This is a genomic window from Thauera sp. WH-1, from assembly GCF_047806685.1.
Classification (GTDB): domain Bacteria; phylum Pseudomonadota; class Gammaproteobacteria; order Burkholderiales; family Rhodocyclaceae; genus Thauera.
Genome location: NZ_JBLQGP010000022.1, coordinates 16,386 through 42,506, shown reverse-complemented (window position 1 = coordinate 42,506; position 26,121 = coordinate 16,386). Strand labels below are relative to the sequence as shown.

The window sequence follows — 26,121 nt, the reverse complement described above, 5'->3', positions numbered from 1 at the left end:
GCGGCGGCGCGCGCTCAGCGCAGCGAGATGATGGGCCAGCCCTGCGCCAGGGCGTGGGCGCGCAGGCTGTCGTCGGGGTCGACCGCCACCGGGTTGGAGACGCGCTTGAGCAGCGGCAGGTCGTTGTGCGAATCGCTGTAGAACCAGGCGCGCTCGAAACTGCCGAAGTGCAGGCCGAGCGACTCCAGCCAGGCATCCACACGCTCGATCTTGCCGGCCTTGAAGGCGGGCACGCCACGCGGTTTGCCGGTGAAGGCGCCGTCGTTGTGCGCCGGGATCGTGGCGACGAGATGGGGGATACCGAATTCACGCACGATCGGGCCGGTGACGAAGGCGTTGGTGGCGGTCACCACCGCCACCAGGGCGTCGCTGTCGAGATGGCTTTCGACCAGCTCGCGCGCCCGCTCGGTGATCATCGGTCGCACCGAGATGTCCATGAACTCCGCGTGCCAGGCGTCGAGCCGGGCGCGCGGGTGGCGCGACAGCGGCGCGAGCTGGAAGTCGAGGAACTCGAAGATGTCCAGCGTGCCGGCCTTGTACTGTTCGAGGAACTCGATGTTCCTGGCTTCCTGCACCTCGCGGTCGAGGACGCCCTTGCCAATCAGGAATTGCGCCCAGGCGAAGTCCGAGTCGCCGGCGAGCAGGGTGTTGTCGAGATCGAAAAGGACGAGATTCAAGGCGGGGCTCCGTTGGGCATCAGTCCGAGGCGTTCGGGGCTTGCTGCGGGGGGTCAGATTTCCAGCCCGTGCTGCATCATTTCACGGAGCAGGGGCAGGGTGATTGCGCGCTTGCGTTCGAGCGAGACGGCGTCGAGTGCGTCGAGCACGTTGCGCAGGCTGGCGAGGTCGCGCCGGCCATGGCGCAGCAGGAAGTCGACCACCTCGTCGGCCAGGCGCAGGCCGCGGCGCTCGGCCAGCGAGGCCAGGATGGTGGCACGCGCCGCGTCGTCCAGCGGCTGTACTTCGAAGATCAGGCTTTGCCCGATGCGCGTGCGCAGGTCCTCGCGCAGGTTCAGTCCGAGCGGCGCCGCGGGCCCGGCCAGCAGCAAGGACTGGCGGTTGCCGCGCGCGCGGTTGAAGGCATTGAAGAGCGCGATCTGCGCCTCGCCACCGAGGCCGTCCACATCATCCACCGCGATCAGCGCGCCGGGGGTGTCGGGCAGGCTGTCGTCGATCTGCGCGGCAGCCAGGAGGTGTGCGGGGCGGCCGCTGTCACGCGCGACCGCCACCGCGGCACGCAGCAGGTGGCTGCGGCCGCTGCCCGCCGCGCCCCACAGGTAGATGTGACGGCCGGGCAGCTGCTGCGCGGTGCCTGGCGTGGCGAGCAGCGACACCGTCGCCACCAGCTCGGCGTTGGCGCCGGCGACGAAGTTCTCCAGCGTCGGCGGCGTGTCGGGGCGGATGTCGAGCACCAGTTGCTTCATTGCGTGCGCTCGTCCGCCGGCGGCGCAGCGACATCCTTGCCCAGATAGACCGGGCTCGCGTACCAGGCGCAGCGCACCTCGCGCAGGCCGACCAGCAGCGCCGCGCTGACCGGCAAGGCGACCAGCACGCCGACGAAGCCGAACAACTGGCCGAAGGCCATCAGCGCGAAGATGACTGCGAGCGGGTGCAGGCCGATGCGCTCGCCGACGAGGTAGGGGGTGAGCAGGAAGCTCTCCAGCACCTGGCCGAGGCTGTACACCACGGCGACGCCGATCAGCGGCGTGAGGCCCTCGCCCTGCAGCAGCGCGGCCATGATCGCCAGCACCAGCCCGCCGCCGAAACCAACGAAGGGGATGAACACCAGCAGCCCGGTCAGCACGCCGACCGGCAACGCGAACTTGAGTCCGGCCAGCCACAGGCCGACGCTGTAGAACACCGCCAGCAGCAGCATCACCGACAGTTGGCCGCGCAGGAACTCGGACATCACCGAGTCGATCTCGCCGATGATGCGCATGGTGCGCTCGAGCATCGGCCGCGGCACGATGCGCTGCAGCTCGTCGAGGATGCGCGGCCACTCCTGCAGCAGGTAGAACATCACCAGCGGGATCAGGAACAGGTTGGCGACGAAGGCGATCAGGGCCATGCCGCCGGTCTTGAGGTGGCCGAGCATGGTCGGCAGCAGGTCCTGGGCGCTGTCCCAGTTGTCGGCGATCAGCTTGCGGAACTGCTCGGCGTCGAGCTTGATCTCGGCGCCCAGCCGCGCCTGCAGCACGGGCGCGACCTGGGCGTTGAAGAGTTCGATCAGCTCGGGCAGGCGCTGCACCAGCAGCACCCCCTCGCGGTACACCATCGGCAGCAGGATCAGCGCCAGCGCCACCAGCAGCAGGCCGAGGCCGATGATCACCAGCAGCACGGCCAGCGCGCGCGGCACGCGGCGCGCCACCATCCAGTTGACCGCCGGGTCGCAGATGTAGGCGAACACCGCGGCGATCACGAAGGGGGTCAGGATCGGACCCAGCAGCCAGAACAGGCCGACCAGCGCGATGCCTGTCGCCATCCAGACTCGGGTTTGCAGGCGATCGGCGCGGGCAGGGTTCATTTCAAGTAAAATCGCGGACTTGGCGCGGGCGTGAGTCGCCCGCAGAACCCGTAAATGTAGCCACTTGGCAGGCCGGCCTCAAGCCAGAGCCGTCGCCAGGTGGCATCGGGCGAGCCTGCAGGTCCGTTCGTCGGACCTGTTTGCCCCGCCTGCTTCCCGTCTTTCTCCGAGCCCAGAGGACCGACCTTGAGCGCACCCACCTCTTCCAACCAAGCCTCCCTTTCCTACCGCGATGCCGGTGTGGACATCGAAGCCGGCGACGCCCTGGTCGACCGCATCAAGCCCTTCGCCAAGCGCACCATGCGCCCCGAGGTGCTGGGCGGCATCGGCGGCTTTGGCGCCCTGTTCGAGCTGTCGAAGAAGTACAGGGAGCCGGTGCTGGTGTCGGGCACCGACGGCGTCGGCACCAAGCTCAAGCTCGCCTTCCAGTTGAACAAGCATGACACCGTCGGCCAGGACCTGGTGGCGATGAGCGTCAATGACATCCTGGTGCAGGGCGCCGAGCCGCTGTTCTTCCTCGACTACTTCGCCTGCGGCAAGCTCGACGTCGACACCGCCGCCGACGTGGTCAAGGGCATTGCCCAGGGCTGCGAACTCGCCGGCTGTGCGCTCATCGGCGGCGAGACCGCCGAGATGCCGGGCATGTACCCGGCGGGCGAATACGACCTTGCCGGCTTCGCCGTCGGCGCGGTGGAGAAGGCCGACATCATCGACGGCAGCAGGATCGTGCCGGGCGACGTGGTGCTCGGCCTGGCCTCGAGCGGTGCGCACTCCAACGGCTACTCGCTGATCCGCAAGATCATCGAGGTCGCGAAGCCCGACCTCGATGCCGACTTCCACGGCCGCAAGCTGCGCGACGTGGTGATGGAGCCCACCCGCATCTACGTCAAGCCGCTGCTGGCGCTGATGCAGGCGCAGCCGGGCGTGGTCAAGGGCATGGCCCACATCACCGGCGGCGGCATCACCGAAAACGTGCCGCGCATCCTGCGCGACGAGCTCACCGCCCGCATCGACGCCGCGAGCTGGACGCTGCCGCCGCTGTTCCAGTGGCTGCAGAAGGAAGGCAACGTCGACATGCAGGAGATGTACCGCGTGTTCAACTGCGGCATCGGCATGGCGGTGGTGGTGGCGGCCGAGGATGCCGACGTCGCCGCGGCCAAGCTCAAGGCCGCGGGCGAGACGGTGTATCGCATCGGCCGCATCGATGCGCGTGGCGACGGCGAGGCGCAGACCCTCGTCAGCTGAGGCCGTCGGGCTGGCGCCGGGTCGCAGTAGGGGAGATTCCGATGGGCATCAAGGCCATTCCCGTCGATCAGCGGGTCATCGACATCGATTCCCGGCGCTTCGCCTCGATCGAGAAGGCGCTGGTCGAACTGGTCACCAACAGCGATGACAGCTATGCGCGATGCGAGGCGGCCAGCGTGCCGGTGTCGGGCAGGATCCTGATTCATTACGAGCGTCACCGGCGCGGGGCGCTGGTCACGGTGAGCGACGAGGCCGAGGGCATGGATTTCGCCCAGGCCTGTGCCATCCTGAGCTACGGCGGCGCGCACAGCCCCCTGGCGCGCGGGCAGGGCGGCGGGCGCGGCTTCTTCGGCCGCGGCCTCAAGCAGGCCATCTTCGGGCTGGGCTCGGGCTGGATCGAGACGATCCGCGCCGGGCGCCTGTCGCGCATCGAGCTCTTCCGCGGCGAGCAGGGCGAGTACCTGTACGACGACGGCGGCCAGGACCGGGACGCCAGCGCACGCGACCATGCGCGCCTGGCCATCGGCGAGCACGGCACCCGCGTCGCGATCGTCATCGACGGCGCCCAGGTCAGCATCTCGCAGTTTGGCGCGCTGGCGCACGCGCTGGCCAACAACATCTACCTGCGCGACATCCTGCTGCGGCGCCAGGTCGAGCTGGTGCACCTGCAGGACGGCGTCGAGGTCGAGCGCAGCGGCCCGCTGCGCTTCGAGGAACCGCCTGCGATCGTGCTGCTCGGCCCAGAGCTCGAAGGCCGGTTCCAGCACGAGCGGCAGACCCATTCCTTCACCCTGACCCTCAAGCGCGCGCTCGATGCGGACCTGAGCTCGCGCGGCGACGAGCGCAGCAACGGCCTGCTGGTGCTGGCCGGGACCGCGGTGCTCGACTGCCAGCTGTTCGACTACGAGAACCAGGTCGGCACCGAATACCTGTTCGGCACCGTGCGCTGCGCGGCGCTCGGTGAGATGCTGGGACAGGGCGTCGCCGTCATCAGCGACGAGCGCGCGGGCCTGAACCTCAAGGCGCCCTTCGTGGCGGCCTTCGCCCGCGCCGTCAGCCGCATGATCGCGCCCTGCGTGCTGGCCGAGCAGGAAAAGCTCAGCCATATCGAACGGGCGACGACGTCCGGCCGCACCGCCCACATGATCGAGCATCTGCTGCAGCGCATGAACCGCGCTGCGATCCACGACTTCGGCATCGTGCCGGCGGCGCCCACGATGGCACAGCCCCGCGTTCACGCACCGGACGAGGCGCAGGCGCCGCTACGCTTCACCACGCCCTTCTACTATCGCCGGCCAGACCATGCCTTCCACGTCCGCCTGCTGGTCGATCCGCCGCAGTTCGATGCCGATTCGGTGCTGGAGCTGGCAGTTACCGCGAGTGCCGGTCTGAACATCGAACCCGCCCGCGGCCACATCGCGCTCGCCGAGCTGCTGAAGTCACCGCTCGTGGAGTGGACCGTGACCGGCGCCGCGGCGGGCGATCGCGGCGAGATCCTCGCCCGCGTCGGCAACTACCTGGCATGGTGCGAGATCGTCATCGCCGAACAGGCGTCCTCCCACAGTCACCATTCGCGGCCGCATGTCAGCCACCGGCGTGCTGCGCGCGACCATGGCGAGGCGCTGTTCGCCGGCTACGACTTCCGCTACCTCGGCAAGGATGCCGATCGCGCGGTGTATAGCCCCGAGGAGCGCCTGATCCTGATCAACACCGCCGCGCCCACCGTGCAGCTGTACGTCGATGGCCGCGGCAGCTTCCGCGATTCGGCCCGGCTGCTGCTGGCCGAGCTGTTCATGGACGTGATCTCCGACGAGCTGGCACAGCGCCGCCTTGCGCGGACCGGGCAGGTGGTCGATGTCGAGGCCTTCCACGCGGCCAAGCGCGACATCATTCGACGCTACGGCAGCGACATCCACCTGTCGTTCACGGGAGGCTGATCAGTGTGTTGGCGAGGCATGCCAGCGTGATGGAAGAGGTGGCGTCACGTTATGCCGGCGGCGGGCTGGCGGGTGGTCTCGGGCAGCGGGCGCGCCGATGCGGCCTGATGGCGTCGTCGTGAGCCTCGGGTCCACGGCTCGCGGAACCCGCGCGGTCTGGCTGTGCGCGGCGCTCGTCCTGATTCTGGCCGGCCTCACCGCATGGATCGTGGCGCCACTGTCGCCGGGCGTGCTGATGCTGCAGTTCGCATGGACGCCGCGCGCTTTCGGCGAGATCGTGCATGTATGGCCGCCCGAGCACCTGGCCCGCTATCGCGCGCACCTGCCAGTCGATTGTGCCTTGCTGCTCGCTTACGCCGCCTTCGGTCACCTGCTGGCCACCCGCACGCGGATCCTGTTCCCACTGGCGCGGCCAGTGCGCCGGTTTGCGCCTTTCATGCTGCCACTGGCGGCCGCCTTCGACGCCGCGGAGAACGCCTTCCACGCCTGGCTGACCGCGATGCCGCGCTTCGATGTGCCACTCGTCTATCTTGCCAGCACCGCGAGCTCGGCCTCGAAATGGGCGCTGCTGTTCGCGTTTGCCGCAATCCTGTTGTGCGCGCTCGCCCGCGGCGAGGATTGAGGCCGGAATTGCTGCTACGCTAGGCGAAATTCATAAACCTGCGCTGCCATGCCCTCGACGTCCGATCAACGTGCCCTGTTGTTCCGCCTTGCCGAGGCCGGCCTGCTGACGCCGCAGCAGCTTGCCGCTGCGGCCCGGCAGGCGCCGCTCCAGCCCAGTGCGGACGAATGGCGGCAGGTGCTCGACCGCCTGCTTGCCTTCGGCGGCGTGCTGTTGCTGGGCGCGGCGCTGATCTTCTTCTTTGCCTTCAACTGGGACGCGCTGCACCGCTACGCGAAGTTCGGCCTCGCCTTCGCCGCACTGGCCGCCTGTGCAGGCGCGGCGATATGGGTCGAGGCCTTCGGCACCGCCTACCGGGCGCTGCTGTTCGGCGCCTGCGTCGCCACCGGCGCGCTGCTGGCCCTGATCGGCCAGACCTACCAGACCGGCGCTGACGTCTGGGAGTTGTTCGCGGCGTGGGCTGCGCTGATGGCGCCGTTCGCCCTGCTGTCGCGCTCGGCGGCGAGCTGGGCGCTGTGGCTGGTGGTGGCGAATGCGGCGCTGATGCGGGCGCTGTCGCAGTCGATATGGTGGGGTTTCGTCGATACCCTGTTCCAGGCCCGTTCGCTGTTGCTGGTGGCGGCGCTCAACCTGGCGGTGCTGCTGGTGTTCGAGGCCTTCGAGCGCCGGCTGCTCTTGCGCCCCGCGCGGCGAATCCAGCGCCTGGCGGCGCTCGGCGTGCTGGCGCCCTTGTGCGTGGGGGCGGTGCTCGGCTGGTGGGAGGCGGCCTTTCGCCCGGCCCTGCTGGCCTTCGTGTGCGTGGCGGCAGTGGGTGCGATCGTGTACCTGCAGTTGCGGCGCGACCTGGCGATCGTGGGGCTGGTGGTATACGGCGCGATCGCGGTGTTCGCCGCGGGGCTGGCCAAGCTGCTGCCCGGCGAGAGCTTCCTGACCGTCAATCTGGTCGGGCTCGTCATCATCGGCGCCTCGGCCTGGGCCGGTGTGTGGTTGGTGAGCCTGCACCGCCGGGATGCAGCGCTGGGGGGCGCCCATGAGTGAGGCAGGACTGCGCCTGGAGGGGGGCGAGGCAGACGGCCTGCTGGCGAGGCTCGAGGCCCAGGGCGTGCTCGAGCCGGGGCAGGCGGCGCGCCTGGCGCAGGCCGCGATGGCGCCGGCCGTGCCTGCCTGGCTTCAGGTGCTGCAGAGCCTGGCGGCCTGGTTGGCGTCGCTGATGATCCTGTCCTCCTTCATGGTGCCGCTCGCCTTCGTCGGTGACAGCGCCCTGGTGCGCGCTCTGGTCGGCGGCCTGCTGTGCGGCGGGGCCCTGTGGCTGTTCCGGCGCGAGCAGTTGTTCACCGACCAGATGGCGCTGGCGTTCTCGCTCGCCGGCCAGGCGCTGGTCGTGTCGGCCGTGGGCGAGGGCTGGAGCGCCTTCTCGGGGCGCAGCACGACCTGGGCGATGCTCGGCGCGCTGATCGCGGCGCTCATGATGGTGCCGCGCACGGCACGGCTGCATCGCACGCTGTGTGGGCTGATCCTCGCGTTCGACGTCGCGGTCGTGCTCGGCGCGGGGGCGGCGCTGGCCTTGTTCGCGGTCGCCCTGCTGGCCATGGCGTGTGTGCTGTGGCTGACGCGCGCGCAGTGGGCTGCCGGGCGGGCAAGGGGCAATGCGCTGCCGGCTGGCCTGCTTGCGGCGGTGGCGCGCGCGGCGACGCTGGCGGCGCTGGCGATGCCGCTCGCCGTCTCGATCAGTGCCGGAATGGGCGGGCGCGTCGGGTTCTGGGCGCCCTTCGGCGGCGGCTATGGCGCCTCCCTGCTGTCGGTGGGCGCCACGCTGGTGCTCGCCGCGGTCGCGCTGCAGCTGCTGCGTGAGGCGTCGCCGCGTGCGCGCGCGCTTGCCCTGGGCGCGGGCTTGCTTCTGGCGCTGGCAGCGCAGCCGGCGCCCGGGCTGATCGTGGCGGCGGCGCTATTCCTGGCCTGCTTTCACGCTGGCCAACGCCTGCTGGCCGCACTGGCCGTGCTCGCGGGCGTGCTCTACGTGGGCGAGTATTACTACCGCCTGGAAACCACGCTGCTCGACAAGTCGATGCTGCTCGCCGCAAGCGGGCTGGTGCTGCTCTGCTTGCGCCAAGGGTTGCTCAACAGTCGCCGGGGGGCGGGCCAATGAGCGCAGGCGTGGGCCTGAGGCTGGCCATCCTGGGCGCGCTGCTGCTCGTCTGCGGCCTTGCGCTGCGGGCGATCCACAGCAAGGAGGCGATCATCACGCAGGGCCAGGTCGTGCGGGTCGAGCTGGCGCCGGTCGATCCGCGCTCGCTGATGCAGGGTGACTACATGGCGCTGCGCTTCGCGCTCGACAACGCGCTGCCCGCGCCCCATGCGCTCGACGGCGAGCCGCCGCGTTTCGCCGTCGTCGCGCTCGATGAGCAGGGGCGCGCGCGCCTGGCCGGGCTGGCACGACAGAACGCGGTCGAGCCCGGACAGCTGGCGATGCGCCTTCGCCGCCGTGATGGCGGCTTCAGCGTGGGGCCGAATGCCTTTTTCTTCCAGGAGGGGACGGCGGCCGATTTCGAGGCCGCGCGCTGGGGGGAGTTTCGCGTCGCGCCGGATGGCACGGCCTTGCTCACTCACCTGCTCGATGGCGATCTGCATCGGCTGGGGGCCTTGCGCCGCTGAGGAGTTCCGCGACCCGGCGCCGCATGCGCTGCCAGTGCGAGCCCTCCCAGAAGATGCGCTGGCAGCCCTCGCAGGTACTGAAGCGCTGCTGATGTTCGCGCACGTGCACCGGCAGGCGGTGCGCGATCAGAGCCTTGTCGATCGGGTGCAGCGGCGCGTTGCACTGCAGGCAGCGGGTGAACGGCCGCGCGCTGCGGGCGAGGTCGAGTCGCTGGAAGAGCTCTGCGGCCTGCTCGGGCGGTTTGAGTGCGTGGACATAGCAGCCGTGGGTGATGCTGCGTCGCTTCAGCAGTTCGCGGTCGCGGCTCAGCACGATGCGATGCTCGCGCGCGGCGATCGCCACGATTTCGTCGTCAGCAAAGTGGTTGTCGTACAGGGTGTCGAAGCCGGTCAGCCGCAACAGGCGGGCGAGGCCGCCGAGGTGGGCGTCGGCAATGAAGCGGGAGTCGCGCAGCGGGTGCGCGCGCACGCGCAGCAGCGGGCTGATGTCGAAGGTCTCGAAGCGCGGGTAGACGGACACGCGGTCGCCGTCCTGCAGCAGGCGCTCGAAGCCGCAAGACTCGCCATTGACGAGCACGAGCTCGACCTCGGTATGGGGCACGCCGAGGGCCTCGATCATGTGCTTGACGGTGGCGTCGCGCGCGCAGCGGGCGTCGAAGGCCTGGTAGCGCTGAGGCGGGGCGAGGAAGTCGTTGAGTTCCTCGTAGAAGCGGAAACGGGCGGTGACCGGCGGGACGTCGCCGGCGCTGGACGGATCTGACATCGGTGCAAGGCGGGTCTGGCTTGACGGGTATTTTGCGTGCAGTGCAAACGGGAGCAGGATAGCGCGTGGCGGCGGCCTGCGTCGTCGCACCGCGTCCTCGTTCGCAACCGGCGTACGGCTGGCGCACCCCGTTCATGGAGCGTCGACAGATGAAGATCCGATCCACCCTGATCAGCGTTGCGGGCGTCCTCGCCGTGGCCGTGGCGCTCCTTGTCCTCAGCGCCGCCCCGCTGGCGACCGACACCCAGGCGCAGGGCCTGCCCAGCCTCGAGCCGCCGGAGTGCGTGTGCTCGCGGGGGGTCGAGCTCGGCGCCTCGCGTGGCGCGGTGTCCACCCTGCACAACTGCCAGTGCGGCGGCCTGCAGTGCGTCGTTCATGCGCAATCGGGCCAGCTGCAATGTCGATGACTGGCGTAGCGGGCTCCCCGGCGGCGGACGATGGCTTCGATCTCGATCGATTCGTGCGCGCCCAGCACGGGGTGATCGACGAGGCCCTGGCCGAACTGCGCCGTGGGGAAAAGCGCACGCACTGGATGTGGTTCGTGTTCCCGCAGTTGGCGGGCCTTGGCCTCAGTCCGACCGCCCAGCGCTATGCGATCGGCAGCCTGGCAGAAGCGCAGGCCTACCTGCATCATCCGCTGCTGGGCGAGCGCCTGCGTGCGTGCGCGCGGGTCTTGCTGGCGCAGCAGGGGCGCAGCGCGGCACAGATCTTCGGTTACCCGGACGAACTCAAGCTGCGCTCGTCGATGACGCTGTTCGCCGCGCTTCCGCAGGCCGATCCGCTGTTCGCCGCGGTGCTCGAGCGCTATTTCGGTGGCATCCCCGATGCGCGCACGCTGCGTCTGCTGGGACGCGATCAATAATGGAGTTAGGTCATGAAACCGCGCATCAGCGTGATCACCCTGGGCGTCGACGATCTCGAACGGGCCGTCGGCTTCTATCGCGACGGCTTGGGCTGGCCGACCGAGGGCATCGTCGGCACCGAGCTGGAGGAGGGCGGCGTGGCGTTCTTCGATCTGCAGCCCGGGCTCAAGCTCGCGCTCTATCCGCGTGTGAATCTGGCGCAGGATGCCGGCGTCGCCCTCGAGCGGCCGGGTCCGGCTTCGGGGGCGAGTGCAAGTGCGGCCGAAGGTGCGCTCAGTCACAACGTCGCGAGCCGCGAAGAGGTCGACGCCGTGATGGCGCAGGCCTGTGCAGCGGGTGCTCGGCTCACCAAGGCTGCCCGGATGGTGTTCTGGGGGGGCTATGCGGGCTACTTCCAGGACCCCGACGGCCATCTGTGGGAGGTGGCGTGGAATCCCAAGTGGCCGCTGCCGGATGATTGAGCGCGCGCCCTGGCTTGCCCGGACCGACGGCACTGGCCGGAAACCATCGGCCGGTGTGCTTGTCCGTCACTAGCACTTCATCCCGCCGGCCGAAGCCTGTCGCCGCGCCCCCTACAATGGCTTGCGTTCGAGCCCTGAGCACACACCCAATACATGTCACTGCGTCGCACTCCCGTCATCGCCCTGAGCCTCGTCGGCCTCGTCGCCGTGGCCGCCTTCGCCTGGTATGCAAACCGTGGGCTACCCGGTCAGACTCCCGCCGCCGGATCGGCGCCCGCGCCGGCCGCCATCGCGGGTGCGGGGAGTGGTGCGGGGAGTGGTGCGGCGGCACCGGTGCTGGTCGAGGCGCACACCGTGGGCACCCAGGTCCTGGCCGACGACGTGTCGGCGGTGGGCTCGCTGGTGTCGAACGAGTCGGTGGTGCTGCGGCCCGAGGTGCCGGGGCGGATCGCGGCGATCCACTTTCGCGACGGCGCCGCCGTCCGCCGCGGGGACGTGCTGGTGGAACTCGATGCCGCCGTGCAGCGTGCCGAACTGCAGCAGGCGCGCGCCAACCTGACCCTGGCCGAATCCAACTTCCGCCGCAGCCAGGACCTGTTCGCGCGCAAGTTCGTCAGCCAGAGCAGCCTGGACAATGCGCGCTCGCAGCTCGAGGTGGCGCGCGCCGGCGTCGCGCTGGCGCAGGCGCGGCTCGCGCGCATGCAGATCCGCGCCCCTTTCGACGGCGTCGTCGGTATCCGCAGCGTGAGTCCGGGCGACTACGTGAAGGACGGCGACGCGATGATCAACCTCGAGGACATCGCCACCCTGAAGCTCGACTTCCGCCTGCCCGAGCAATACCTCGACCGTGTGCGCCGCGGCCAGGTGGTGGAGGTCTCCAGCGACGTGCTGCCGGGCGAGCGCTTCGAAGCCACCGTCGATGCGATCGATCCGCTGGTCGATGCCCAGGGGCGGGCGGTGCGCCTGCGCGCCAACCTGGCGAACCCGGACGGGCGGCTGCGCCCCGGGGTGTTTGCGCGGGTGCGCCTGATCCTCGATGAGCGCAGCGATGTGGTGGTGGTGCCCGAGGCCGCGCTGGTGCCGGCGCCGGGCAATGTGCAGTACGTGTATCGGGTGGTCGATGACAAGGCGCAGCGGGTCGAGGTGCGGACCGGCGTGCGCCGCAGTGCGATGGTGGAGATCGTCGACGGCCTGCCCGCTGGGGCGGTCGTGGTGACCGCCGGCCAGCTCAAGCTGCGCGACGGCGCGCCGGTGAGGCTGGCGACCGCAGCGGGCGGCGTGGCGCTGGCGACGGACTGAGGCGGACGCGATGCTCATCTCCGATATCTGCATCCGCCGCCCGGTGTTCGCCACCGTGCTGTCGCTGCTCGTGCTGCTGGTGGGGATGATGTCCTACTCGCGGCTCACCGTGCGCGAGTATCCCAACATCGACGAACCGGTGGTGACGGTCGACACCAACTACCGCGGCGCGAGCGCCGAGATCGTCGAGTCGCAGGTCACCAAGCCGCTGGAGGACTCGCTCGCAGGCATCGAGGGGGTGGACGTGCTGTCCTCGATCAGCCGCCAGGAGCGCAGCCAGATCACGGTGCGCTTTCGCATCGAGCGCGACGCCGACAGCGCCGCGGCCGACGTGCGCGACCGCGTGTCGCGTGTGCGCCAGCGCCTGCCCGACGACATCGACGAGCCGGTGATCGCCAAGGTCGAGGCCGACGCCAGCCCGATCATCTGGGTCGCGTTCTCGTCCGACCGCCATTCGCCGCTGGAGATGAGCGACTTCGCCAGCCGCATCATCAAGCCGCGCCTGCAGACGCTACCCGGCGCGGCGGATGCGCGCGTGTTCGGCGAACGGCGCTATTCGATGCGGATCTGGCTGGACCGCGACCGCCTCGCCGCCTTCGGCCTCACCGTGCAGGACGTGGAGGACGCGATCCGGCGCCAGAACGTGGAACTGCCTGCCGGGCGCATCGAGAGCCGCGAGCGCGAGTTCGCCGTGGTGGCGCAGACCGACCTGGTCGAGCCGGCGCAGTTCGAGGCGGTGGTGCTGCGCCAGGCGGGCACGCCCGACGCCTACCCGGTGCGCATCCGCGACGTCGGCCGCGTCGAGGTGGCGCCCGAGAGCGAGCGCACCTCGGTGCGCTTCATGGGCCGGCCGGCGATCTCGATCGGCCTCATCAAGCAGGCCACCGCCAACCCGCTCGATCTCAAGCGTGGTCTGGTGGACATGCTGCCGCGGCTGGAGGGGGAGCTGCCCGAGGGCATGTCGATGACGATCGCCAACGACACCACGGTGTTCATCGAGCGTTCGATCGATGCGGTGTTCACGACGATCTGGGAGGCGGTGCTGCTGGTGGCCGGCGTGTGCCTGTTCTTCCTGCGCAACTGGCGCGCCATGCTGGTGCCGCTGGTGACGATTCCGGTGTCGCTGGTGGGGGCGTTCACGCTGATGTTCGCCTTCGGCTTCTCGATCAACACGCTGACCCTGCTCGCGCTGGTGCTGGCGATCGGCCTCGTGGTCGATGACGCGATCGTGGTGCTGGAGAACATCTACCGCCACATCGAGGAGGGCATGGAGCCGGTCGCGGCCGCCTTCAAGGGCGCCAGGGAGATCGGCTTCGCGATCGTGGCGATGACGATCACGCTGGCCGCGGTGTATGCGCCGGTCGCCTTCATGACCGGTCGCACCGGCAAACTGTTCACCGAGTTCGCGCTGACGCTGGCGGGGGCGGTGCTGGTGTCGGGTTTCGTCGCGCTCACCCTGTCGCCGATGATGTGCGCCAAGCTGCTGCGCCACGAGCGCAAGCATGGGCCGGTGTACAACGCCATCGAGGGCTTTCTCGGCGGGCTCACTGCGGGCTACCGCAGCGTGCTGTCGGCCTCGCTCAAGCTGCGCTGGCTGGTGATGCTGGTGTTCGCCTGCGTGGCGGGCAGCTCGGTGTGGCTGATGGGCCAGCTCAAGAACGAGCTCGCGCCGCTGGAGGACCGAGGCCGCGTCATTGGCCTGTTCACCGGGCCGGAAGGGGCGACGCTGGAATACATGGCGCGCTATGCGCAGGAGCTCGAGGACATCTACGCCAGCCTCCCCGAGGTCGATCGCTACCTGGTGATCGCCGGCAACCCAACCCTGTCGCAGGGCATCTCCTTCGTCGGTTTCGAGGACTGGGACCTGCGTGAGCGCAAGTCGTCCGAGATCGCCGCCGAGCTGCAACCGCGCATGCGCGCGGTGACCGGGGTGAATGCCTTCCCCAGCCTGCCGGCTTCCTTCGGCCAGAGCGCGCGCTCGCGGCCGGTGAGCTTCGTGGTGTCGACCTCGGAGAGCTACGAGGAGCTGGCCCGGGTCGCCGATGTCTTCCTCGACGCGATGCGCGACAACCCCGGCTTCGTGTCGCCCGACACCGACCTCAAGCTGACCATGCCCGAGCTCGCAGTGGAGGTCGATCGCGACCGCGCGGCCGACCTTGGCGTGGCGGTCGATGTCATCGGTCGTACGCTCGAGACCATGCTTGGCGGTCGCCAGGTCACGCGCTACAAGCAGGACGCGGAGCAGTACGAGGTGATCGTGCAGGTGGCGGCCGACGACCGCCGCGATCCGCGCGACATCCGCGACATCTATGTGCGCGCACGCGACGGTGACATGGTGCCGCTGGCGAGCGTGGTGAAGGTGAGCGAGCGTGTCGCGCCACGCGAGCTCAATCACTTCGGCCAGCGCCGTTCGGTGACGATCTCGGCCAACCTGAGCCCCGACTACACCCTGGGCGAGGCCTTGCAGTGGATGGAGGCCACGGCCGAGCGCCTGCTGCCGCCGGGCTACGGCACCGACTACGACGGCCAGTCGCGCGAGTTCAAGTCGAGCTCGGCCAGCCTGGCCCTGGTTTTCGTGCTCGCGCTCGCCTTCATCTACCTGGTGCTGGCAGCGCAGTTCGAGAGCTTCCGCGATCCCTTCATCATCATGCTCACCGTGCCGCTGTCGATGACCGGCGCACTCGGGGCGCTGTGGCTGACCGGCGGTACGCTCAACGTGTACAGCCAGATCGGCCTCGTGACCCTGGTCGGCCTCATCACCAAGCACGGCATCCTGATCGTGGAGTTCGCCAACCAGTTGCGCGAACAAGGTCAGGCGCTGCGCGAGGCGGTGGTGGAGGCGGCGGTGCTGCGACTGCGTCCGATCCTGATGACGACCGGGGCGATGGTGCTGGGCGCGATTCCGCTCGCGCTCGCCACCGGCGCAGGCGCCGAGAGCCGCCAGCAGATCGGCTGGGTGATCGTCGGCGGCCTGCTGATCGGCACCTTCTTCACCCTGTTCGTGGTGCCGACCGTCTATACCCTGCTTGCGCGCCGGGAGCGGGAGCTGCCACAGCCCGAGCCGCAGGCCTCGACGGCCTGATCGGCAGCAGCGCGGTGGCGGCGGGTGCCGCCGTTCGACGCGCCGGCGAGGTGCTGCCCCGCCCCCGCTCAGCCGAACAGATAGGGGAACAGTCGGCTGCGTTCCTCGGCGCTGAGCGCGTTCATGCGCCTGACGTTGCGTTCGGGGATGGCGTCGACGTCCGGGTAGTGCGCGATGACCCGTTCGAGGCTGTCTTCGCGGATGATGTGCAGCAGCGGCCAGGGCGAGCGGTTGGTGAGGTTGCCCGGGTCGTCGGCCTCGGTGTCGGCGAACTGGTACTGCGGATGGAAGCTCGCCACCTGCAGCTCGCCCTCCCAGCCGAACTGCTCGACCCACAGGTCCACGGCGTCCAGGAAGTCGTTGTAGTCGGCGAAGTCCTCGAGCATGTCCGGAATCGCCAGCAGCGTGGTTTCCAGCTCCGCCGCCGGGGTGTCGGACAGGCGCTCGAGCTCGGCCTGCAGGTCGTTGAGCAGGGCCTCCTCGTCGGTGGCGTGGCTGACTGCGATGCGCACGCGCTTCTCGCGCCGCGGCTTGGCGGCAAAGGGGCAGAGTTCGAGGCCGATGACGACCTCGTCGAGCCACTGCTCGACATCGGCGATGATCTGTTCGTCCATGGAATGGGCTCCGGCAGGATGGAAAGGATTGGGCAGCGAGGTGAAGCTCAGGCGTGCAGCAGGCGCAGTGCAGCCTGCAGCACGGCGTCGGCGAGGTCGGGACGCAGGCAGTCGAACTCGACGAAGCCTGGCCAGCTGTCGCGGAACTGGCGCTGCCAGGTGAGCTGGCGCTTGGCGAGCTGGCGGGTGGCGACGATGCCCTTGAAGCGCAGCTCGTCGTAGCCGATGTCGCCATCGAGGTATGCCCAGGCCTGGCGATAGCCCACGCAGCGCATCGAGGGCATGGCCGGATCGAGCCGGTAGTGACGGCGCAGCTGGCGGACCTCGTCGATGAAGCCTGCGTGCAGCATGGCGTCGAAGCGCTGCGCGATGCGCGCGTGCAGCGCGCTGCGATCCGAGGGTGCGAGCGCAATGGGCAGCAGGCGGCAGGGCAGGGCGGCGTCTTCCCTCTTCGCGTAGCTCTCGGCCAGCGGCCGGCCGGTGAGGCGGACGATTTCGAGCGCCCGCTGGATGCGCTGCGCATCACCCGGTTCCAGGCGTGCCGCGGCGTCGGGGTCGAGGCGGGCGAGCTCGGCATGCAGCGCCGGCCAGCCGTGCAGTGCCGCCTCCTCGTCGAGGGCGCGCCGCAGCGCGGGGTCGGCCGCCGGCAGGTCGGACAGGCCGTCGCGCAAGGCCTTGAAGTAGAGCATGGTGCCGCCGGCGAGCAGCGGGAGCTTGCCGCGGGCGTGGATCTGCGCCATCAGCTCGATGGCGTCGGCGCGAAAGCGCGCGGCGGAGTAGCTGTCCTCAGGCGAGACGATGTCGATCAGGTGATGCGGGCAGGCCGACTGTTCTTCCACGCTGGGCTTTGCGGTGCCGATGTCCATGTCGCGATACACCAGCGCAGAGTCGACGCTGATGATCTCGACCGGCAAGGCCTTCGCCAGCGCCAGCGCACACGCCGTCTTGCCGCTCGCGGTGGGGCCGAGCAGCAGCAGGGCGGGCGGGAGAGGGGCTGAGAGGGCGTCTTGCAAGTGGCGTGGGGCAGACCAGGGCGCGGTCGCGGGGCAAAGACCGGGATTATCGCGTAGCGGACCCATCGGGTGCTGCACATAATTCGAGCAACACGAGATTGGTCAGCGCCGACAGCTACTTGCGCTGCTTATCCACAGCTTGTCCCAAGGCCTTCTCACGGCCGCTGGGGAAAACGCAGCACGGTCGACGGGGCGGTGGCGCGGGTGCTGAGCTTGTTGGCGTACATCGCATGATCGGCGTGACGCAGCAGGCTTTCGGGGCTGTCGCCATCCTCTGGAAAGAGCGCGCTGCCGATCGCGCCACCGGCGCTGTGTGGGCCCGGGGCGCCGGCGAGCGCGGCAAGCGGTTCGTCGAGCAGGCGCGCGATGTGAAGCCGCACCTGTTCCAGCGCATCGCGGCCGGCGACCTGGTCGGTGATGATCACGAACTCATCGCCGGCGTAGCGTGCAACGAAGTCATTGGCGCGCACGTTGCCCGCGAGGCGGCTGGCAATCTCCTGCAGGACGCGGTCGCCGGTGTCGTGACCGAAGCTGTCGTTGATGTCCTTGAAGCGGTTGAGGTCGATGAAGAGCACGCCGACGTGCGGCTTGCGGCGGTCGCCGCGCGCCTGGGCAAGCCGGTGCTCGAGCTGCTGCAGCAAGGCCTCACGGTTGGCAATGCCGGTCAGGCGGTCGGTACGCAGGCGGTCCTGCATGCGCTCGAAGCTGCGAGCGAGTTCGCCGAGCTCGTCGCGGCGAGCGATGCCGACCGGCGTCTCGAGGTCGCCATCGCCGATGCGACTGGCGACGGCGGCGAGGCGGCGCAGGTCGCGCGAGACCCAGTTGAGGATGCCGAAGCCGATCGCGACCGCGACCAGGACCGCGATCGATGCGAGCACCACGGTACGGCGCACGTTGTCGACCACGCCACCAAGGAAGTCGCTGGCGGGCATCGCCACCACCATCACCCAGTCGAGCCCGGCCTCGTCACGGATGCGGTCGATGGCGGCATGGATCAGGCTGCCTTCGGCGTCGTGGAATTCGAACACCCGCGGCAGGCTTTCGTCGCGGCGCGCGGCGATGCGCGCCTGGACCGTCTGGTAGGAGGCGCGCAGCAGGGCATGCTCGCTGCTGCCCGCCTGCAGCCGGCCGTAGCCGCCGCCGGGCAGGCTGACGACATTGGGGCTGGCCGAGGACGCGATCAGGTTGCCGTCGGGCTCGACGATGTAGGCCACGCCATTGGGCGAGACCTTGAGGCGGCCGACGAAATCGTTGAGGGCCTTGAGCGCGACATCGGTGGCGACCACGCCCTCGAACAGCCCAGCCGGGCCGAGCACGCGTCGTGCGCGGGTGGCGACCAGTTGCAGGGTGCCGAAGTCGATGTATACCGAGGTCCACGTGTGGCCGTCGGCCGTCTTGCCGTCGGCGTACCAGGGGCGGCTGCGCGGGTCGAACAGGCTGGCCTCGCGGCGCACGAACTGCAGGTGGCCGTCGAGTCCGCTGTAGCGATAGATGGCCCGGTGTTCGTCGGCGCGCAGCTTCATGCGCAGCTCGACCTCCTCGGCGCCATGGCGATACAGGCCCAGGCCCTGGCCGGCCTCGTTGCCGTAGTAGACGTAGTTGTTGGGATCGGTGTGGATCGAGGTGGCGACCCAGAAGCGGTTGCGGATGTCGTGGAAATCCTGCTCGATCGTGGGCGGGGCGGGCATGCCGTCCGGAAAGGCGGATTCGAGGACCGCACTCGAGCCGACGATGTGTCGATCCACCGCCTGCGAGATGCGGCTGACGGTCTCGAGCAGCAGTTGCTCGGACACCGTCGATACTGCCCGGCTGCCGGCGGAGTAGGACAGCACGCCAAGCGCTACGGCGAGGCCGACGACGAGCACGACGTAGGGCACGATGAGCACGAGCCGCAGCGAGACGGACTGGAGGAGGCGGGTCGGCATGGCGCGAGGGGTCCGTCGGGCAGGTTGAGGGGCGATCACGGAGGGCCTTGATTTTCGGGTCTTCGCCCATGGCTTGCAATACGCATACGTACGCGACGGCCCTCTCGTCTGGCGCGCCTGCGGTTATCATTGCGCCTCGCTTTGATCCTGCTCTGTTGCTTGTCTAATCCTGAACTCCCCGGAGTGTTGTGTTGAAGATCTTTTCGCCGCTGTACGCGCGGGCGATGGCGTGGTCGCGGCATCGGCGCGCGCCGTGGTTCCTGGGCTGGCTGAGCTTTGCCGAGTCGTCGTTCTTTCCCATTCCGCCCGACGTGATGCTGGCACCGATGAGCCTGGCCAATCCGCGCCGCGCGCTGTGGTTTGCCTTGCTGACGACCTTGACCTCGGTGGCGGGCGGGCTGTTCGGCTACCTGATCGGCTACTACGCCTTCGATGCGATCGAGCCCTGGTTGCGCGACAGCCGCTACTGGCCGGCCTATCTGCGCGCGGTGGAATGGTTCGACGCCTGGGGGTTCTGGGCGATCTTCGTCGCCGGCTTCTCACCCATCCCCTACAAAGTGTTCACGATTGCGGCCGGCGTGGCCTCGATGGCCTTGCTGCCGTTTACCCTCGCCTCGCTGATCGGCCGTGGGGCACGCTTTTTCATCGTCGCTGCGCTGATGGCCTGGGGGGGCGCGAGCATGGAGGCGGCACTGCAGAAATACGTCGATCGCCTCGGCTGGGCGACGGTCGGCGTGGTGCTGATCGGGGTGCTGGTGTACCGGATGTGAGGCGCGGCCGCCGTGCCGCCGGGCCGGTGCCGCCTATTGGCCGCGCATGAAGAAGCGATCGAGCTCGGCCATGCTGAACTGGGTCCATGTGGGCCGGCCGTGGTTGCACTGGTCCGCGCGTTCGGTAGCTTCCATGTCGCGCAGCAGGGCGTTCATCTCCGGAATCGTCAGCTGGCGATTGGCGCGCACCGCGCCGTGGCAGGCCATGGTGGCGAGCAACTCGTTGCGCCGCGCGGTGACGACCTCGGTCGCGGGGTAGTCGCGCAGCTCCTGCAGCAGCTGGCGCATCAGCTCGGCGACGGGCGCGCTGGCGAGCAAGGCCGGCACGCTGCGCACGGCGAGCTCCTGAGGGCCGGCAGCGCCGACATCGAAGCCCATGCCTTCGAGCACCTCGGCACACTCCTCGGCAGCCGCCATGTCCTTGGCGCTGACCGAGAACACCGCAGGGATCAGCAGGCGCTGGATCGAGGGGCGGCCGTCGAGCACGGTCTTGAGCTTCTCGTAGAGGATGCGCTCGTGCGCGGCGTGCATGTCCACCAGCACCAGGCCGTTCGCGTTCTGCGCCAGGATATAGATGCCGTGCAGCTGGCCGAGCGCGAAGCCGAGCGGTGGCGCGCTGCCGCCACCGGCCGCGAGGCTGTCGGCCGGCCCGGGAGGCGTGGCCGGCGCCCGCGTCTGCCCGCCCGGCTCCATCGCGGGCGGGCGTGCGCTGGCGGCAAAGTCGAAATACGAACGGCTCGCCGCCTCCATGGCCAGCCGGCCCTGTTGCGCAGCCTGCGGCCAGCCGTGCAGTCCGCGCTGCGCGCCCGCTGCGCCGCCGGGGGGCGAAGCGGCTGCGCTTGCCGCCCAGTTCGCCGCGAGGCCGGAGTCTGCCGTCTGCGGCGTGCCGGACTCGCGGCCGGCGCCGGATTCGGCCAGTACGCGCTTGAGCGCGTGATAGACGAACTGGTGCACCGCCCGCGCCTCGCGGAAGCGGACCTCGATCTTGGCCGGATGCACGTTGACGTCGACCCCGGCCGGGTCGATTTCAAGAAACAGCGCGTAGGCCGGGTGCCGGCTGCCGTGCAGGATGTCGGCGTAGGCTTCGCGCACCGCATGCGTGAGCAGCTTGTCGCGCACGAAGCGGCCATTGACGAAGAAGTACTGGGCGTCGCGGCTGGCGCGCGAGTAGGCTGGCAGGGAGACGAAGCCGCTCACCCGCAGCGCACCGCCCGCGGCCTGCACCTCGCGCGCCTGCTGCACGAAGTCGTCGCCCATCAGCGCGGCCACGCGCGCCGCCGCCGACCCCGGCGGCAGGCGGTGGATGACGCGGCCATTGTGTGCAAGCTGCAGGCCGATATCGGGGCGCGCCAGCGCCACGCGGCGGAACATGTCGTCGCAGTGGGCGTACTCGGTGGCCTCGGTCTTGAGGAACTTGCGCCGTGCCGGGGTGTTGAAATAGAGGTCGGCCACCTCGACCACGGTGCCGTGGTTGAGCGCGGCCGGGCTCAGGCTGCGGTCGCCGCCATCGATGCGCCAGGCATGGCTGGCGCCCTCGGCGCGGCTGGTGATCGTGGTCCGGGCGACCGCGGCGATCGCTGCCAGGGCCTCGCCGCGAAAGCCCATGGTGCCGACGCGCTCGAGGTCGTCCAGGCTGGCGATCTTGCTCGTGGCGTGGCGCTCGAGGGCGAGCGCGAGTTCGTCGCGTTCGATGCCGCAGCCGTCGTCGGCGACCCGGATGCGGCGCACGCCGCCTTGCTCGAGCTGGACCTCGATCGCGCGCGAGCCGGCGTCGACGGCGTTCTCCAGCACCTCCTTGAGCACCGAAGCCGGACGTTCGACGACTTCGCCAGCGGCGATCTGATTGACCAGCAGGTCGGGCAGGCGGTGGATGCGGGACATGTGGGGGCGTGCTGGAGGAGAGCGCGCATTATATCGGGCGGCTGGCGCTGCGGTCGGCCCGGCGGTCGTCGGGTATGATCGGGCCCGGATCCACAGCGGGGATGGCTGCCGATGAGCGAGGCGGACGAGGGCAGCGCGACGTGTTCGCGCCGCGCGCAGGCGGGGGGTGGAAAGCTGGGCTTGGCGCTGGTCCTGACGCTGCTGGTGACTCAGGGCGGCTGCTCCTCGCCGGGTACCGCACCGTCCGAGCAGCGGGCGCGCGGCTTCGACCTGCGACAACTGATCAAGACCGACATCAATCGCGTCGCCGAGCGCCACCAGCAGCATGTCTTCGCCAGCCTGCGCCGCCTCGCCGACAAGCTCTACAAGCGCAATCCGGCCGAGTGGCGCAAGCGCGGCGCAGCCAGCGCGGAGGTCGCGATTTCGCGCATCTTCGACGAGAAGCATCGCTGGCGCATTGCCGAACTGGGCAACCGGCGCGATCTGCGGGCCATGCAGATCGCGCTGCACCCGGAGTTTCGCGGCGACCGCGTGCAGGCGCTGATCGTGGGCCTCGCCAGCATGGTGCAGGCGGCACTCGGCGATCGCGAAGTTTTTTACATGCTGGATGATCTGGAGCCCCAGCACCTCTACAATGCGGCCCGCAATGTGGAAATCGTGGCCTGGAAGCTTGCCACCGCACGTGATGCGAGCGGCAGTCCGCTGCTGCTGGCGAACGAGATCGGTGAAGTCACCAATCTCAGCTTCGAGCGCGAGTTCGGCCGCATCATCGGCCTGCTCGACGTGCTTGCCGACGTGGTGGAGGATGAGACCGAACGCACGGTGACGCGCGTGGTCCAGAACCTCACCACGGCGGTCTTCCTGCCGGTGTATTGAGCCGCTGGCGCTCATGGCCGCGCTCCGCGTGACCTTCCTCAGTCCCCTTGGTTTTCCAATGAAGTCCATTGTTATTCTCATCTCCGGTCGCGGCAGCAACATGGAAGCGATCGTCCAGGCGCGCATTCCCGGCGCACGTATCGCCGCGGTGATCAGCAACCGGCCCGAGGCCGAAGGCCTGGCCTTCGCGCGCGCGCACGGCATCGCCACCGCGGTGGTCGACCATCGCGACCATGCCGACCGCGCGCAGTTCGATGCCGCGCTGGCCGAGCGCATCGATGCCTACGCACCCGACCTGGTCGTGCTCGCCGGCTTCATGCGCCTGCTCACGCCGGGCTTCGTGCGCCACTACGAAGGTCGCCTGCTCAACATCCATCCCTCGCTGCTGCCGGCCTTCACCGGTCTCCACACCCACCGCCGCGCGCTCGAGGCCGGAGTGCGCGTGCATGGCGCAACGGTGCATTTCGTTACTGCCGAACTCGACTGCGGCCCGATCGTTATCCAGGCCGTCGTGCCCGTGCTGCCCGATGACGATGCGGCCGCGCTGGCGGCGCGCGTGCTGGCGCAGGAGCATCGCATCTACCCGCAGGCGGTGCGCTGGTTCGTCGAGGATCGCCTGGCGCGCGATAAGCACGGGGGGGTGGTGGTGCACACTCAGCCGGTTGCGGCCGAGCTCGCGTGGACGGTGCCACCGCTCGACGCCACGGCGGAGGGCGAGGCGTGATCCGCCGTGTGTTCCTCGGGCTGCTGCTGTGCGCCGCGGCGCTGCCGATGCGCGTGCAGGCGGGCTTGGCAGAGCCGCCGCCCGAGGGCAGCATTCGGTTCGACGTGCATTATGGTTCGCAGGGCTTCAAGGTCGGCGAGGCCAGCCACCACTGGACGCTCGCCGATGGGCGCTACGAGCTGCGGCTGACGCTGGAGGCGCGTGGCCTGGCCGGGCTGTTCGGCCTGCAATATGCCCAGCGCAGCATTGGCACCCTGGATCGCAGCGGCCTGCGCCCCGAGCTGTTCACCGTCGATCAGCGCGGACGCAAGACCGAGTCGGCGCACTTCGACTGGAAGGCGGCGCGCGTGAGCATCCGTCGCGATGGCGTCGAGCGGCGTGCGGGCGAGATCGGCGCGGGCGCGCAGGATCTGCTCAGCCTGTGGCATCAGGCGCGCCGCATCGCGGTGGGCCAGGCGCCCGCGCGGCTGACGGTGGCGACGAGCAAGAGCATCAAGAAGGCGGTGCTCGAGCCGCTGGGCAAGGAAGCGCTGAGCCTGCCGATCGGCCGTGTCGAGGCATTGCGCGTGCGGGCCTATGCCGAGGACGGCGGGCTGGATATCCATATCTGGCTGTCGGAGCAGCACGGCTTGTTGCCGGTGCGTATCCGTATCGAGGATGAAAAGGGCGGGGTGCTCGACCAGCGTGCGGCGCAGGTCGATGTGGGCGGCCCCGGGACCGCGGCAGAAACGAAGACGAAATGACATGAACAAGAACAGCAATTCCCGCCGCTCCGCGCGGCCGAGCAAGCCGGCCGGCACGACCCGACCCGCGGCCACCGATATGCCCGAGGGCGCCGTCTCGCGTGTGCTCTTCATCCAGGCGACCCAGGCCCTGGGGGCGGTGCTTGCCTTCGACTACCCGGCCGATGCGGTGTTGTCGCGCCACTTTCGCGACAACCGCGAGCTGGGCCATCGCGACCGCGGCTTCATTGCGGAGGCGGTGTACGGCGTGCTGCGCCGGCTGCGCTGGCTGCGTCGGCTGGCGGGTGCCGAGGCGACGCCACGCATGCTGCTGCTGGCGTGGTTTGCCCGTGGCGAGGGCTGGCCGATGCGAAATTTCGAGGGCCTGGTGAGCGCCACCGAGCGCGACTGGGTGGCCAGCGTGAAGGCCGCCGAGGCCGGCGAGATGTCGCTCGCCGAGCGCGTGGATCTGCCCGACTGGCTGGCCGAGCGCCTGCTGGCGCAGATGGACGAGGGCGAGCTGGTGGCGCTTGCGCACGGGCTCAACCGCTCGGCGCCGCTCGATCTGCGGGTCAATCTGATGAAGGGCGACCGCGATGCGGTGCTCGCCCGCCTGCAGGCCGACGGCATCGCGGCTGCGGCCGGGCGCCTGTCGCCGCAGGCCATTCGCCTGGCCGGCAAGCCGGCGCTGCAGAAGCACCCCCTGTTTCTCGATGGCAGTTTCGAGGTGCAGGACGAAGGCAGCCAGCTGCTCGGCCTGCTGGTGCAGCCGCGGCGCGGCGAGCTGGTGGTGGATTTCTGCGCCGGTGCCGGCGGCAAGACCCTGCAGCTGGGTGCCATGATGCGCTCCACCGGGCGGCTGTACGCCTTCGACGTGTCGGACAAGCGTCTGGCCAAGCTCAAGCCGCGCATGGCGCGGGCGGGCCTGTCCAACGTGCATCCGGTGCTGATCGCGCATGAGTCCGATGCCAAGGTGAAGCGCCTGGCGGGCAAGGCCGATCGCGTGCTGGTCGATGCGCCGTGCACCGGCCTGGGCACGCTGCGCCGCAACCCCGACCTGAAGTGGCGGCAGTCGCCGGCCGCGGTCGAGGAGATGGGGGTCAAGCAGGCCGCGATTCTCGCTGCCGCCGCGCGTCTCGTGCGTCCCGGCGGGCGTCTGGTGTACGCCACCTGCAGCCTGTTGGCCGAGGAGAACGACCAGATCGTCGACGCCTTCCTCGCAGCCCATCCGGATTTTCGCCCGCTGTCGGCCGAGGCCATCCTGGCGCAGCAGCACGTGAGCCTGGAGACCGGCGAGCGCCTGCGGCTGCTGCCGCACCGTCACGATACCGACGGCTTCTTTGCCGCGGTGATGGAGCGCGCGGCCGCAGTGCAGACTGCAGCCGGCGAAGCCGCGGGTGAGTGAAGGCCGTGGGCGCGGGTGGCGCGGCGCGCTGGTGGTGCTCGCCGCGCTGTGCTTGAGCGCGGGCGGCGATGCGCACGCCAGTCAGCGCTTTGCCGCCGAAGGCGAGATCGAGCTGGCGTTCTCGCCGCGCGACAACACCGAAAAGGTGCTGATCGATCTGATTCGCGGCGCCCGGCGCAGCCTGAAGGTGCAGGCCTACGTGTTCACCAGCCGTGCGATCGCCGAGGCGATGGTGGCCGCGCATCGGCGGGGCGTGAAGGTGGAGGTGCTGGCCGATGCACAGATGAACCGGCGCGAGAAGGGCAACGCGATTCCCCGGCTGCTGGCGGGCGGAGTGCCGGTCGCCTTTGAGACGCGCTACAACGCCGCCCACAACAAGGTGCTCATCGTGGATGCCGAAGGCCCGGGCTGCGCCGTGCTGACCGGCTCCTACAACTTCACCTGGTCGGCCCACAACCGCAATGCTGAGAACCTGCTGATCGTGCGCGGCCACTGCGCGTTGGCACGGGCCTACCGAGACAACTGGCAGCGTCACCGCGCCGAGGCGACGCCGGTGCGGTCGCTGCCGTGGCGGCCCTGAAGCCGTCCGCCTCGGCAGCGACAGCATCGCGCGTCGGAGGTGGAACGTGGCGGCGCGCAGGAAGTCAGACCCAGTCCGCTGGCGCGCCCGACCCCGCCGGGTGTGCCGCGCGGGCTGTCGATGCGGCACTTGGCGCGTCGCGCCTGGCGTAGAATCTCGACGCT

Annotated in this window: 25 protein-coding genes; 17 read left to right on the top strand and 8 right to left on the bottom strand. The window is 69.6% G+C overall.

From position 1 onward, the window contains the following. Positions 1–14 precede the first annotated feature (14 nt). Genes ACMV5O_RS17920 through ACMV5O_RS17910 form a run of 3 tightly spaced genes read right to left on the bottom strand, consistent with a single transcriptional unit; the run spans position 15 to position 2,523 of the window. A complete protein-coding gene (locus ACMV5O_RS17920) occupies positions 15–677 on the bottom strand; it encodes an HAD family hydrolase (RefSeq protein ID WP_416164753.1) in 663 nt (220 codons plus the stop codon). A 53-nt stretch (positions 678–730) separates the two neighbouring features. Further along, entirely contained in the window at positions 731–1,423 is a 693-nt protein-coding gene (gene hda, locus ACMV5O_RS17915) for a DnaA regulatory inactivator Hda (protein ID WP_416164752.1), read from the bottom strand. Continuing rightward, on the bottom strand, positions 1,420–2,523 hold the full coding sequence (locus ACMV5O_RS17910) for an AI-2E family transporter (protein ID WP_416164751.1): 1,104 nt from the start codon (positions 2,521–2,523) through the stop codon (positions 1,420–1,422). The genes hda and ACMV5O_RS17910 overlap by 4 nt, the downstream gene beginning before the upstream one ends. 186 nt (positions 2,524–2,709) lie before the next feature. On the opposite strand from ACMV5O_RS17910, the gene purM reads away from it, so the two are divergent. The 6 genes from purM to ACMV5O_RS17880 all read left to right on the top strand — a co-directional run bounded on the left by purM (position 2,710) and on the right by ACMV5O_RS17880 (position 8,979). Beyond that, entirely contained in the window at positions 2,710–3,768 is a 1,059-nt protein-coding gene (gene purM / locus ACMV5O_RS17905) for a phosphoribosylformylglycinamidine cyclo-ligase (protein WP_416164750.1), read from the top strand. Positions 3,769–3,809: 41 nt separating this feature from the next. After that, entirely contained in the window at positions 3,810–5,705 is a 1,896-nt protein-coding gene (locus tag ACMV5O_RS17900; protein WP_416164749.1) for an ATP-binding protein, read from the top strand. 118 nt (positions 5,706–5,823) lie between these two features. After that, entirely contained in the window at positions 5,824–6,327 is a 504-nt protein-coding gene (locus ACMV5O_RS17895; RefSeq protein ID WP_416164748.1) for a hypothetical protein, read from the top strand. Between the two features lie 48 nt (positions 6,328–6,375). Further along, a complete protein-coding gene (locus ACMV5O_RS17890) occupies positions 6,376–7,365 on the top strand; it encodes a DUF2157 domain-containing protein (protein ID WP_416164747.1) in 990 nt (329 codons plus the stop codon). After that, positions 7,358–8,473: a DUF4401 domain-containing protein gene (locus ACMV5O_RS17885; RefSeq protein WP_416164746.1), complete on the top strand. Its 1,116-nt coding sequence runs from the start codon at positions 7,358–7,360 to the stop codon at positions 8,471–8,473. The genes ACMV5O_RS17890 and ACMV5O_RS17885 overlap by 8 nt, the downstream gene beginning before the upstream one ends. Beyond that, the gene (locus ACMV5O_RS17880) at positions 8,470–8,979 is read left to right on the top strand and encodes a GDYXXLXY domain-containing protein (protein WP_416164745.1); all 510 of its coding nucleotides are present in this window, start codon (positions 8,470–8,472) and stop codon (positions 8,977–8,979) included. Before ACMV5O_RS17885 ends, ACMV5O_RS17880 begins: the two co-directional genes overlap by 4 nt. Here ACMV5O_RS17880 and ACMV5O_RS17875 read toward each other — a convergent pair. After that, positions 8,927–9,742 (bottom strand): Mut7-C RNAse domain-containing protein, encoded by an 816-nt coding sequence (locus ACMV5O_RS17875; protein ID WP_416164744.1) that lies wholly within the window; start codon positions 9,740–9,742, stop codon positions 8,927–8,929. The genes ACMV5O_RS17880 and ACMV5O_RS17875 overlap by 53 nt on opposite strands. A gap of 149 nt (positions 9,743–9,891) precedes the next feature. On the opposite strand from ACMV5O_RS17875, the gene ACMV5O_RS17870 reads away from it, so the two are divergent. From ACMV5O_RS17870 to ACMV5O_RS17850, 5 genes are all read left to right on the top strand, one after another. After that, complete coding sequence (locus ACMV5O_RS17870; RefSeq protein WP_416164743.1) at positions 9,892–10,149, top strand: hypothetical protein; 258 nt, start codon at positions 9,892–9,894, stop codon at positions 10,147–10,149. Further along, positions 10,146–10,604 carry a DUF1810 domain-containing protein gene (locus ACMV5O_RS17865; protein ID WP_416164742.1) on the top strand — a complete coding sequence of 153 codons (459 nt, stop codon included), beginning with the start codon at positions 10,146–10,148 and terminating at the stop codon, positions 10,602–10,604. Before ACMV5O_RS17870 ends, ACMV5O_RS17865 begins: the two co-directional genes overlap by 4 nt. 12 nt (positions 10,605–10,616) lie before the next feature. Beyond that, positions 10,617–11,066, top strand: coding sequence for a VOC family protein (locus ACMV5O_RS17860; RefSeq protein WP_416164741.1), 450 nt, complete (start codon positions 10,617–10,619; stop codon positions 11,064–11,066). Between the two features lie 153 nt (positions 11,067–11,219). Then, a complete protein-coding gene (locus ACMV5O_RS17855) occupies positions 11,220–12,365 on the top strand; it encodes an efflux RND transporter periplasmic adaptor subunit (RefSeq protein WP_416164740.1) in 1,146 nt (381 codons plus the stop codon). A gap of 10 nt (positions 12,366–12,375) precedes the next feature. Continuing rightward, positions 12,376–15,447 carry an efflux RND transporter permease subunit gene (locus tag ACMV5O_RS17850; protein ID WP_416164739.1) on the top strand — a complete coding sequence of 1,024 codons (3,072 nt, stop codon included), beginning with the start codon at positions 12,376–12,378 and terminating at the stop codon, positions 15,445–15,447. Positions 15,448–15,515: 68 nt separating this feature from the next. Here the strand turns inward: ACMV5O_RS17850 and ACMV5O_RS17845 are convergent, their stop codons facing one another. The 3 genes from ACMV5O_RS17845 to ACMV5O_RS17835 all read right to left on the bottom strand — a co-directional run bounded on the left by ACMV5O_RS17845 (position 15,516) and on the right by ACMV5O_RS17835 (position 18,999). Then, positions 15,516–16,061 carry a DUF1415 domain-containing protein gene (locus tag ACMV5O_RS17845; protein ID WP_416164738.1) on the bottom strand — a complete coding sequence of 182 codons (546 nt, stop codon included), beginning with the start codon at positions 16,059–16,061 and terminating at the stop codon, positions 15,516–15,518. 47 nt (positions 16,062–16,108) lie between these two features. Then, positions 16,109–17,074, bottom strand: coding sequence for a tRNA (adenosine(37)-N6)-dimethylallyltransferase MiaA (miaA, locus tag ACMV5O_RS17840; RefSeq protein WP_416164737.1), 966 nt, complete (start codon positions 17,072–17,074; stop codon positions 16,109–16,111). A gap of 155 nt (positions 17,075–17,229) precedes the next feature. Then, positions 17,230–18,999, bottom strand: a complete 1,770-nt coding sequence (locus tag ACMV5O_RS17835; RefSeq protein ID WP_416164736.1) for a diguanylate cyclase domain-containing protein — start codon at positions 18,997–18,999, stop codon at positions 17,230–17,232. A 191-nt stretch (positions 19,000–19,190) separates the two neighbouring features. Here ACMV5O_RS17835 and ACMV5O_RS17830 point away from each other — a divergent pair, with 191 nt between their 5' ends. Beyond that, complete coding sequence (locus tag ACMV5O_RS17830) at positions 19,191–19,769, top strand: YqaA family protein (protein WP_416164735.1); 579 nt, start codon at positions 19,191–19,193, stop codon at positions 19,767–19,769. A 33-nt stretch (positions 19,770–19,802) separates the two neighbouring features. On the opposite strand, the gene mutL is transcribed toward ACMV5O_RS17830, so the two are convergent. Next, on the bottom strand, positions 19,803–21,650 hold the full coding sequence (mutL, locus tag ACMV5O_RS17825) for a DNA mismatch repair endonuclease MutL (RefSeq protein WP_416164734.1): 1,848 nt from the start codon (positions 21,648–21,650) through the stop codon (positions 19,803–19,805). 111 nt (positions 21,651–21,761) lie between these two features. On the opposite strand from mutL, the gene ACMV5O_RS17820 reads away from it, so the two are divergent. The 5 genes from ACMV5O_RS17820 (at position 21,762) to ACMV5O_RS17800 (ending at position 25,957) form a co-directional block, all read left to right on the top strand. Then, on the top strand, positions 21,762–22,526 hold the full coding sequence (locus ACMV5O_RS17820) for a hypothetical protein (protein WP_416164733.1): 765 nt from the start codon (positions 21,762–21,764) through the stop codon (positions 22,524–22,526). A 58-nt stretch (positions 22,527–22,584) separates the two neighbouring features. Beyond that, on the top strand, positions 22,585–23,250 hold the full coding sequence (gene purN / locus ACMV5O_RS17815; protein WP_416164732.1) for a phosphoribosylglycinamide formyltransferase: 666 nt from the start codon (positions 22,585–22,587) through the stop codon (positions 23,248–23,250). Next, the gene (locus ACMV5O_RS17810; protein ID WP_416164731.1) at positions 23,247–23,993 is read left to right on the top strand and encodes a DUF3108 domain-containing protein; all 747 of its coding nucleotides are present in this window, start codon (positions 23,247–23,249) and stop codon (positions 23,991–23,993) included. The genes purN and ACMV5O_RS17810 overlap by 4 nt, the downstream gene beginning before the upstream one ends. Before the next feature lie 79 nt (positions 23,994–24,072). Beyond that, positions 24,073–25,377 (top strand): RsmB/NOP family class I SAM-dependent RNA methyltransferase, encoded by a 1,305-nt coding sequence (locus tag ACMV5O_RS17805; RefSeq protein ID WP_416164774.1) that lies wholly within the window; start codon positions 24,073–24,075, stop codon positions 25,375–25,377. A gap of 34 nt (positions 25,378–25,411) precedes the next feature. Next, positions 25,412–25,957, top strand: coding sequence for a phospholipase D family protein (locus ACMV5O_RS17800; RefSeq protein WP_416164730.1), 546 nt, complete (start codon positions 25,412–25,414; stop codon positions 25,955–25,957). Positions 25,958–26,121: the final 164 nt, after the last annotated feature.

Bases quoted from the DNA above. Each gene is read 5' to 3' on its own strand.
- hda (WP_416164752.1), bottom strand. From the start codon at position 1,423: ATGAAGCAACTGGTGCTCGACATCCGCCCCGACACGCCGCCGACGCTG.
- ACMV5O_RS17910 (WP_416164751.1), bottom strand. From the start codon at position 2,523: ATGAACCCTGCCCGCGCCGATCGCCTGCAAACCCGAGTCTGGATGGCG.
- ACMV5O_RS17900 (WP_416164749.1), top strand. From the start codon at position 3,810: ATGGGCATCAAGGCCATTCCCGTCGATCAGCGGGTCATCGACATCGAT.
- ACMV5O_RS17890 (WP_416164747.1), top strand. From the start codon at position 6,376: ATGCCCTCGACGTCCGATCAACGTGCCCTGTTGTTCCGCCTTGCCGAG.
- ACMV5O_RS17885 (WP_416164746.1), top strand. From the start codon at position 7,358: ATGAGTGAGGCAGGACTGCGCCTGGAGGGGGGCGAGGCAGACGGCCTG.
- ACMV5O_RS17880 (WP_416164745.1), top strand. From the start codon at position 8,470: ATGAGCGCAGGCGTGGGCCTGAGGCTGGCCATCCTGGGCGCGCTGCTG.
- ACMV5O_RS17875 (WP_416164744.1), bottom strand. From the start codon at position 9,742: ATGTCAGATCCGTCCAGCGCCGGCGACGTCCCGCCGGTCACCGCCCGT.
- ACMV5O_RS17870 (WP_416164743.1), top strand. From the start codon at position 9,892: ATGAAGATCCGATCCACCCTGATCAGCGTTGCGGGCGTCCTCGCCGTG.
- ACMV5O_RS17865 (WP_416164742.1), top strand. From the start codon at position 10,146: ATGACTGGCGTAGCGGGCTCCCCGGCGGCGGACGATGGCTTCGATCTC.
- ACMV5O_RS17860 (WP_416164741.1), top strand. From the start codon at position 10,617: ATGAAACCGCGCATCAGCGTGATCACCCTGGGCGTCGACGATCTCGAA.
- ACMV5O_RS17855 (WP_416164740.1), top strand. From the start codon at position 11,220: ATGTCACTGCGTCGCACTCCCGTCATCGCCCTGAGCCTCGTCGGCCTC.
- ACMV5O_RS17850 (WP_416164739.1), top strand. From the start codon at position 12,376: ATGCTCATCTCCGATATCTGCATCCGCCGCCCGGTGTTCGCCACCGTG.
- ACMV5O_RS17845 (WP_416164738.1), bottom strand. From the start codon at position 16,061: ATGGACGAACAGATCATCGCCGATGTCGAGCAGTGGCTCGACGAGGTC.
- ACMV5O_RS17835 (WP_416164736.1), bottom strand. From the start codon at position 18,999: ATGCCGACCCGCCTCCTCCAGTCCGTCTCGCTGCGGCTCGTGCTCATC.
- mutL (WP_416164734.1), bottom strand. From the start codon at position 21,650: ATGTCCCGCATCCACCGCCTGCCCGACCTGCTGGTCAATCAGATCGCC.
- ACMV5O_RS17820 (WP_416164733.1), top strand. From the start codon at position 21,762: ATGAGCGAGGCGGACGAGGGCAGCGCGACGTGTTCGCGCCGCGCGCAG.
- purN (WP_416164732.1), top strand. From the start codon at position 22,585: ATGAAGTCCATTGTTATTCTCATCTCCGGTCGCGGCAGCAACATGGAA.
- ACMV5O_RS17805 (WP_416164774.1), top strand. From the start codon at position 24,073: ATGCCCGAGGGCGCCGTCTCGCGTGTGCTCTTCATCCAGGCGACCCAG.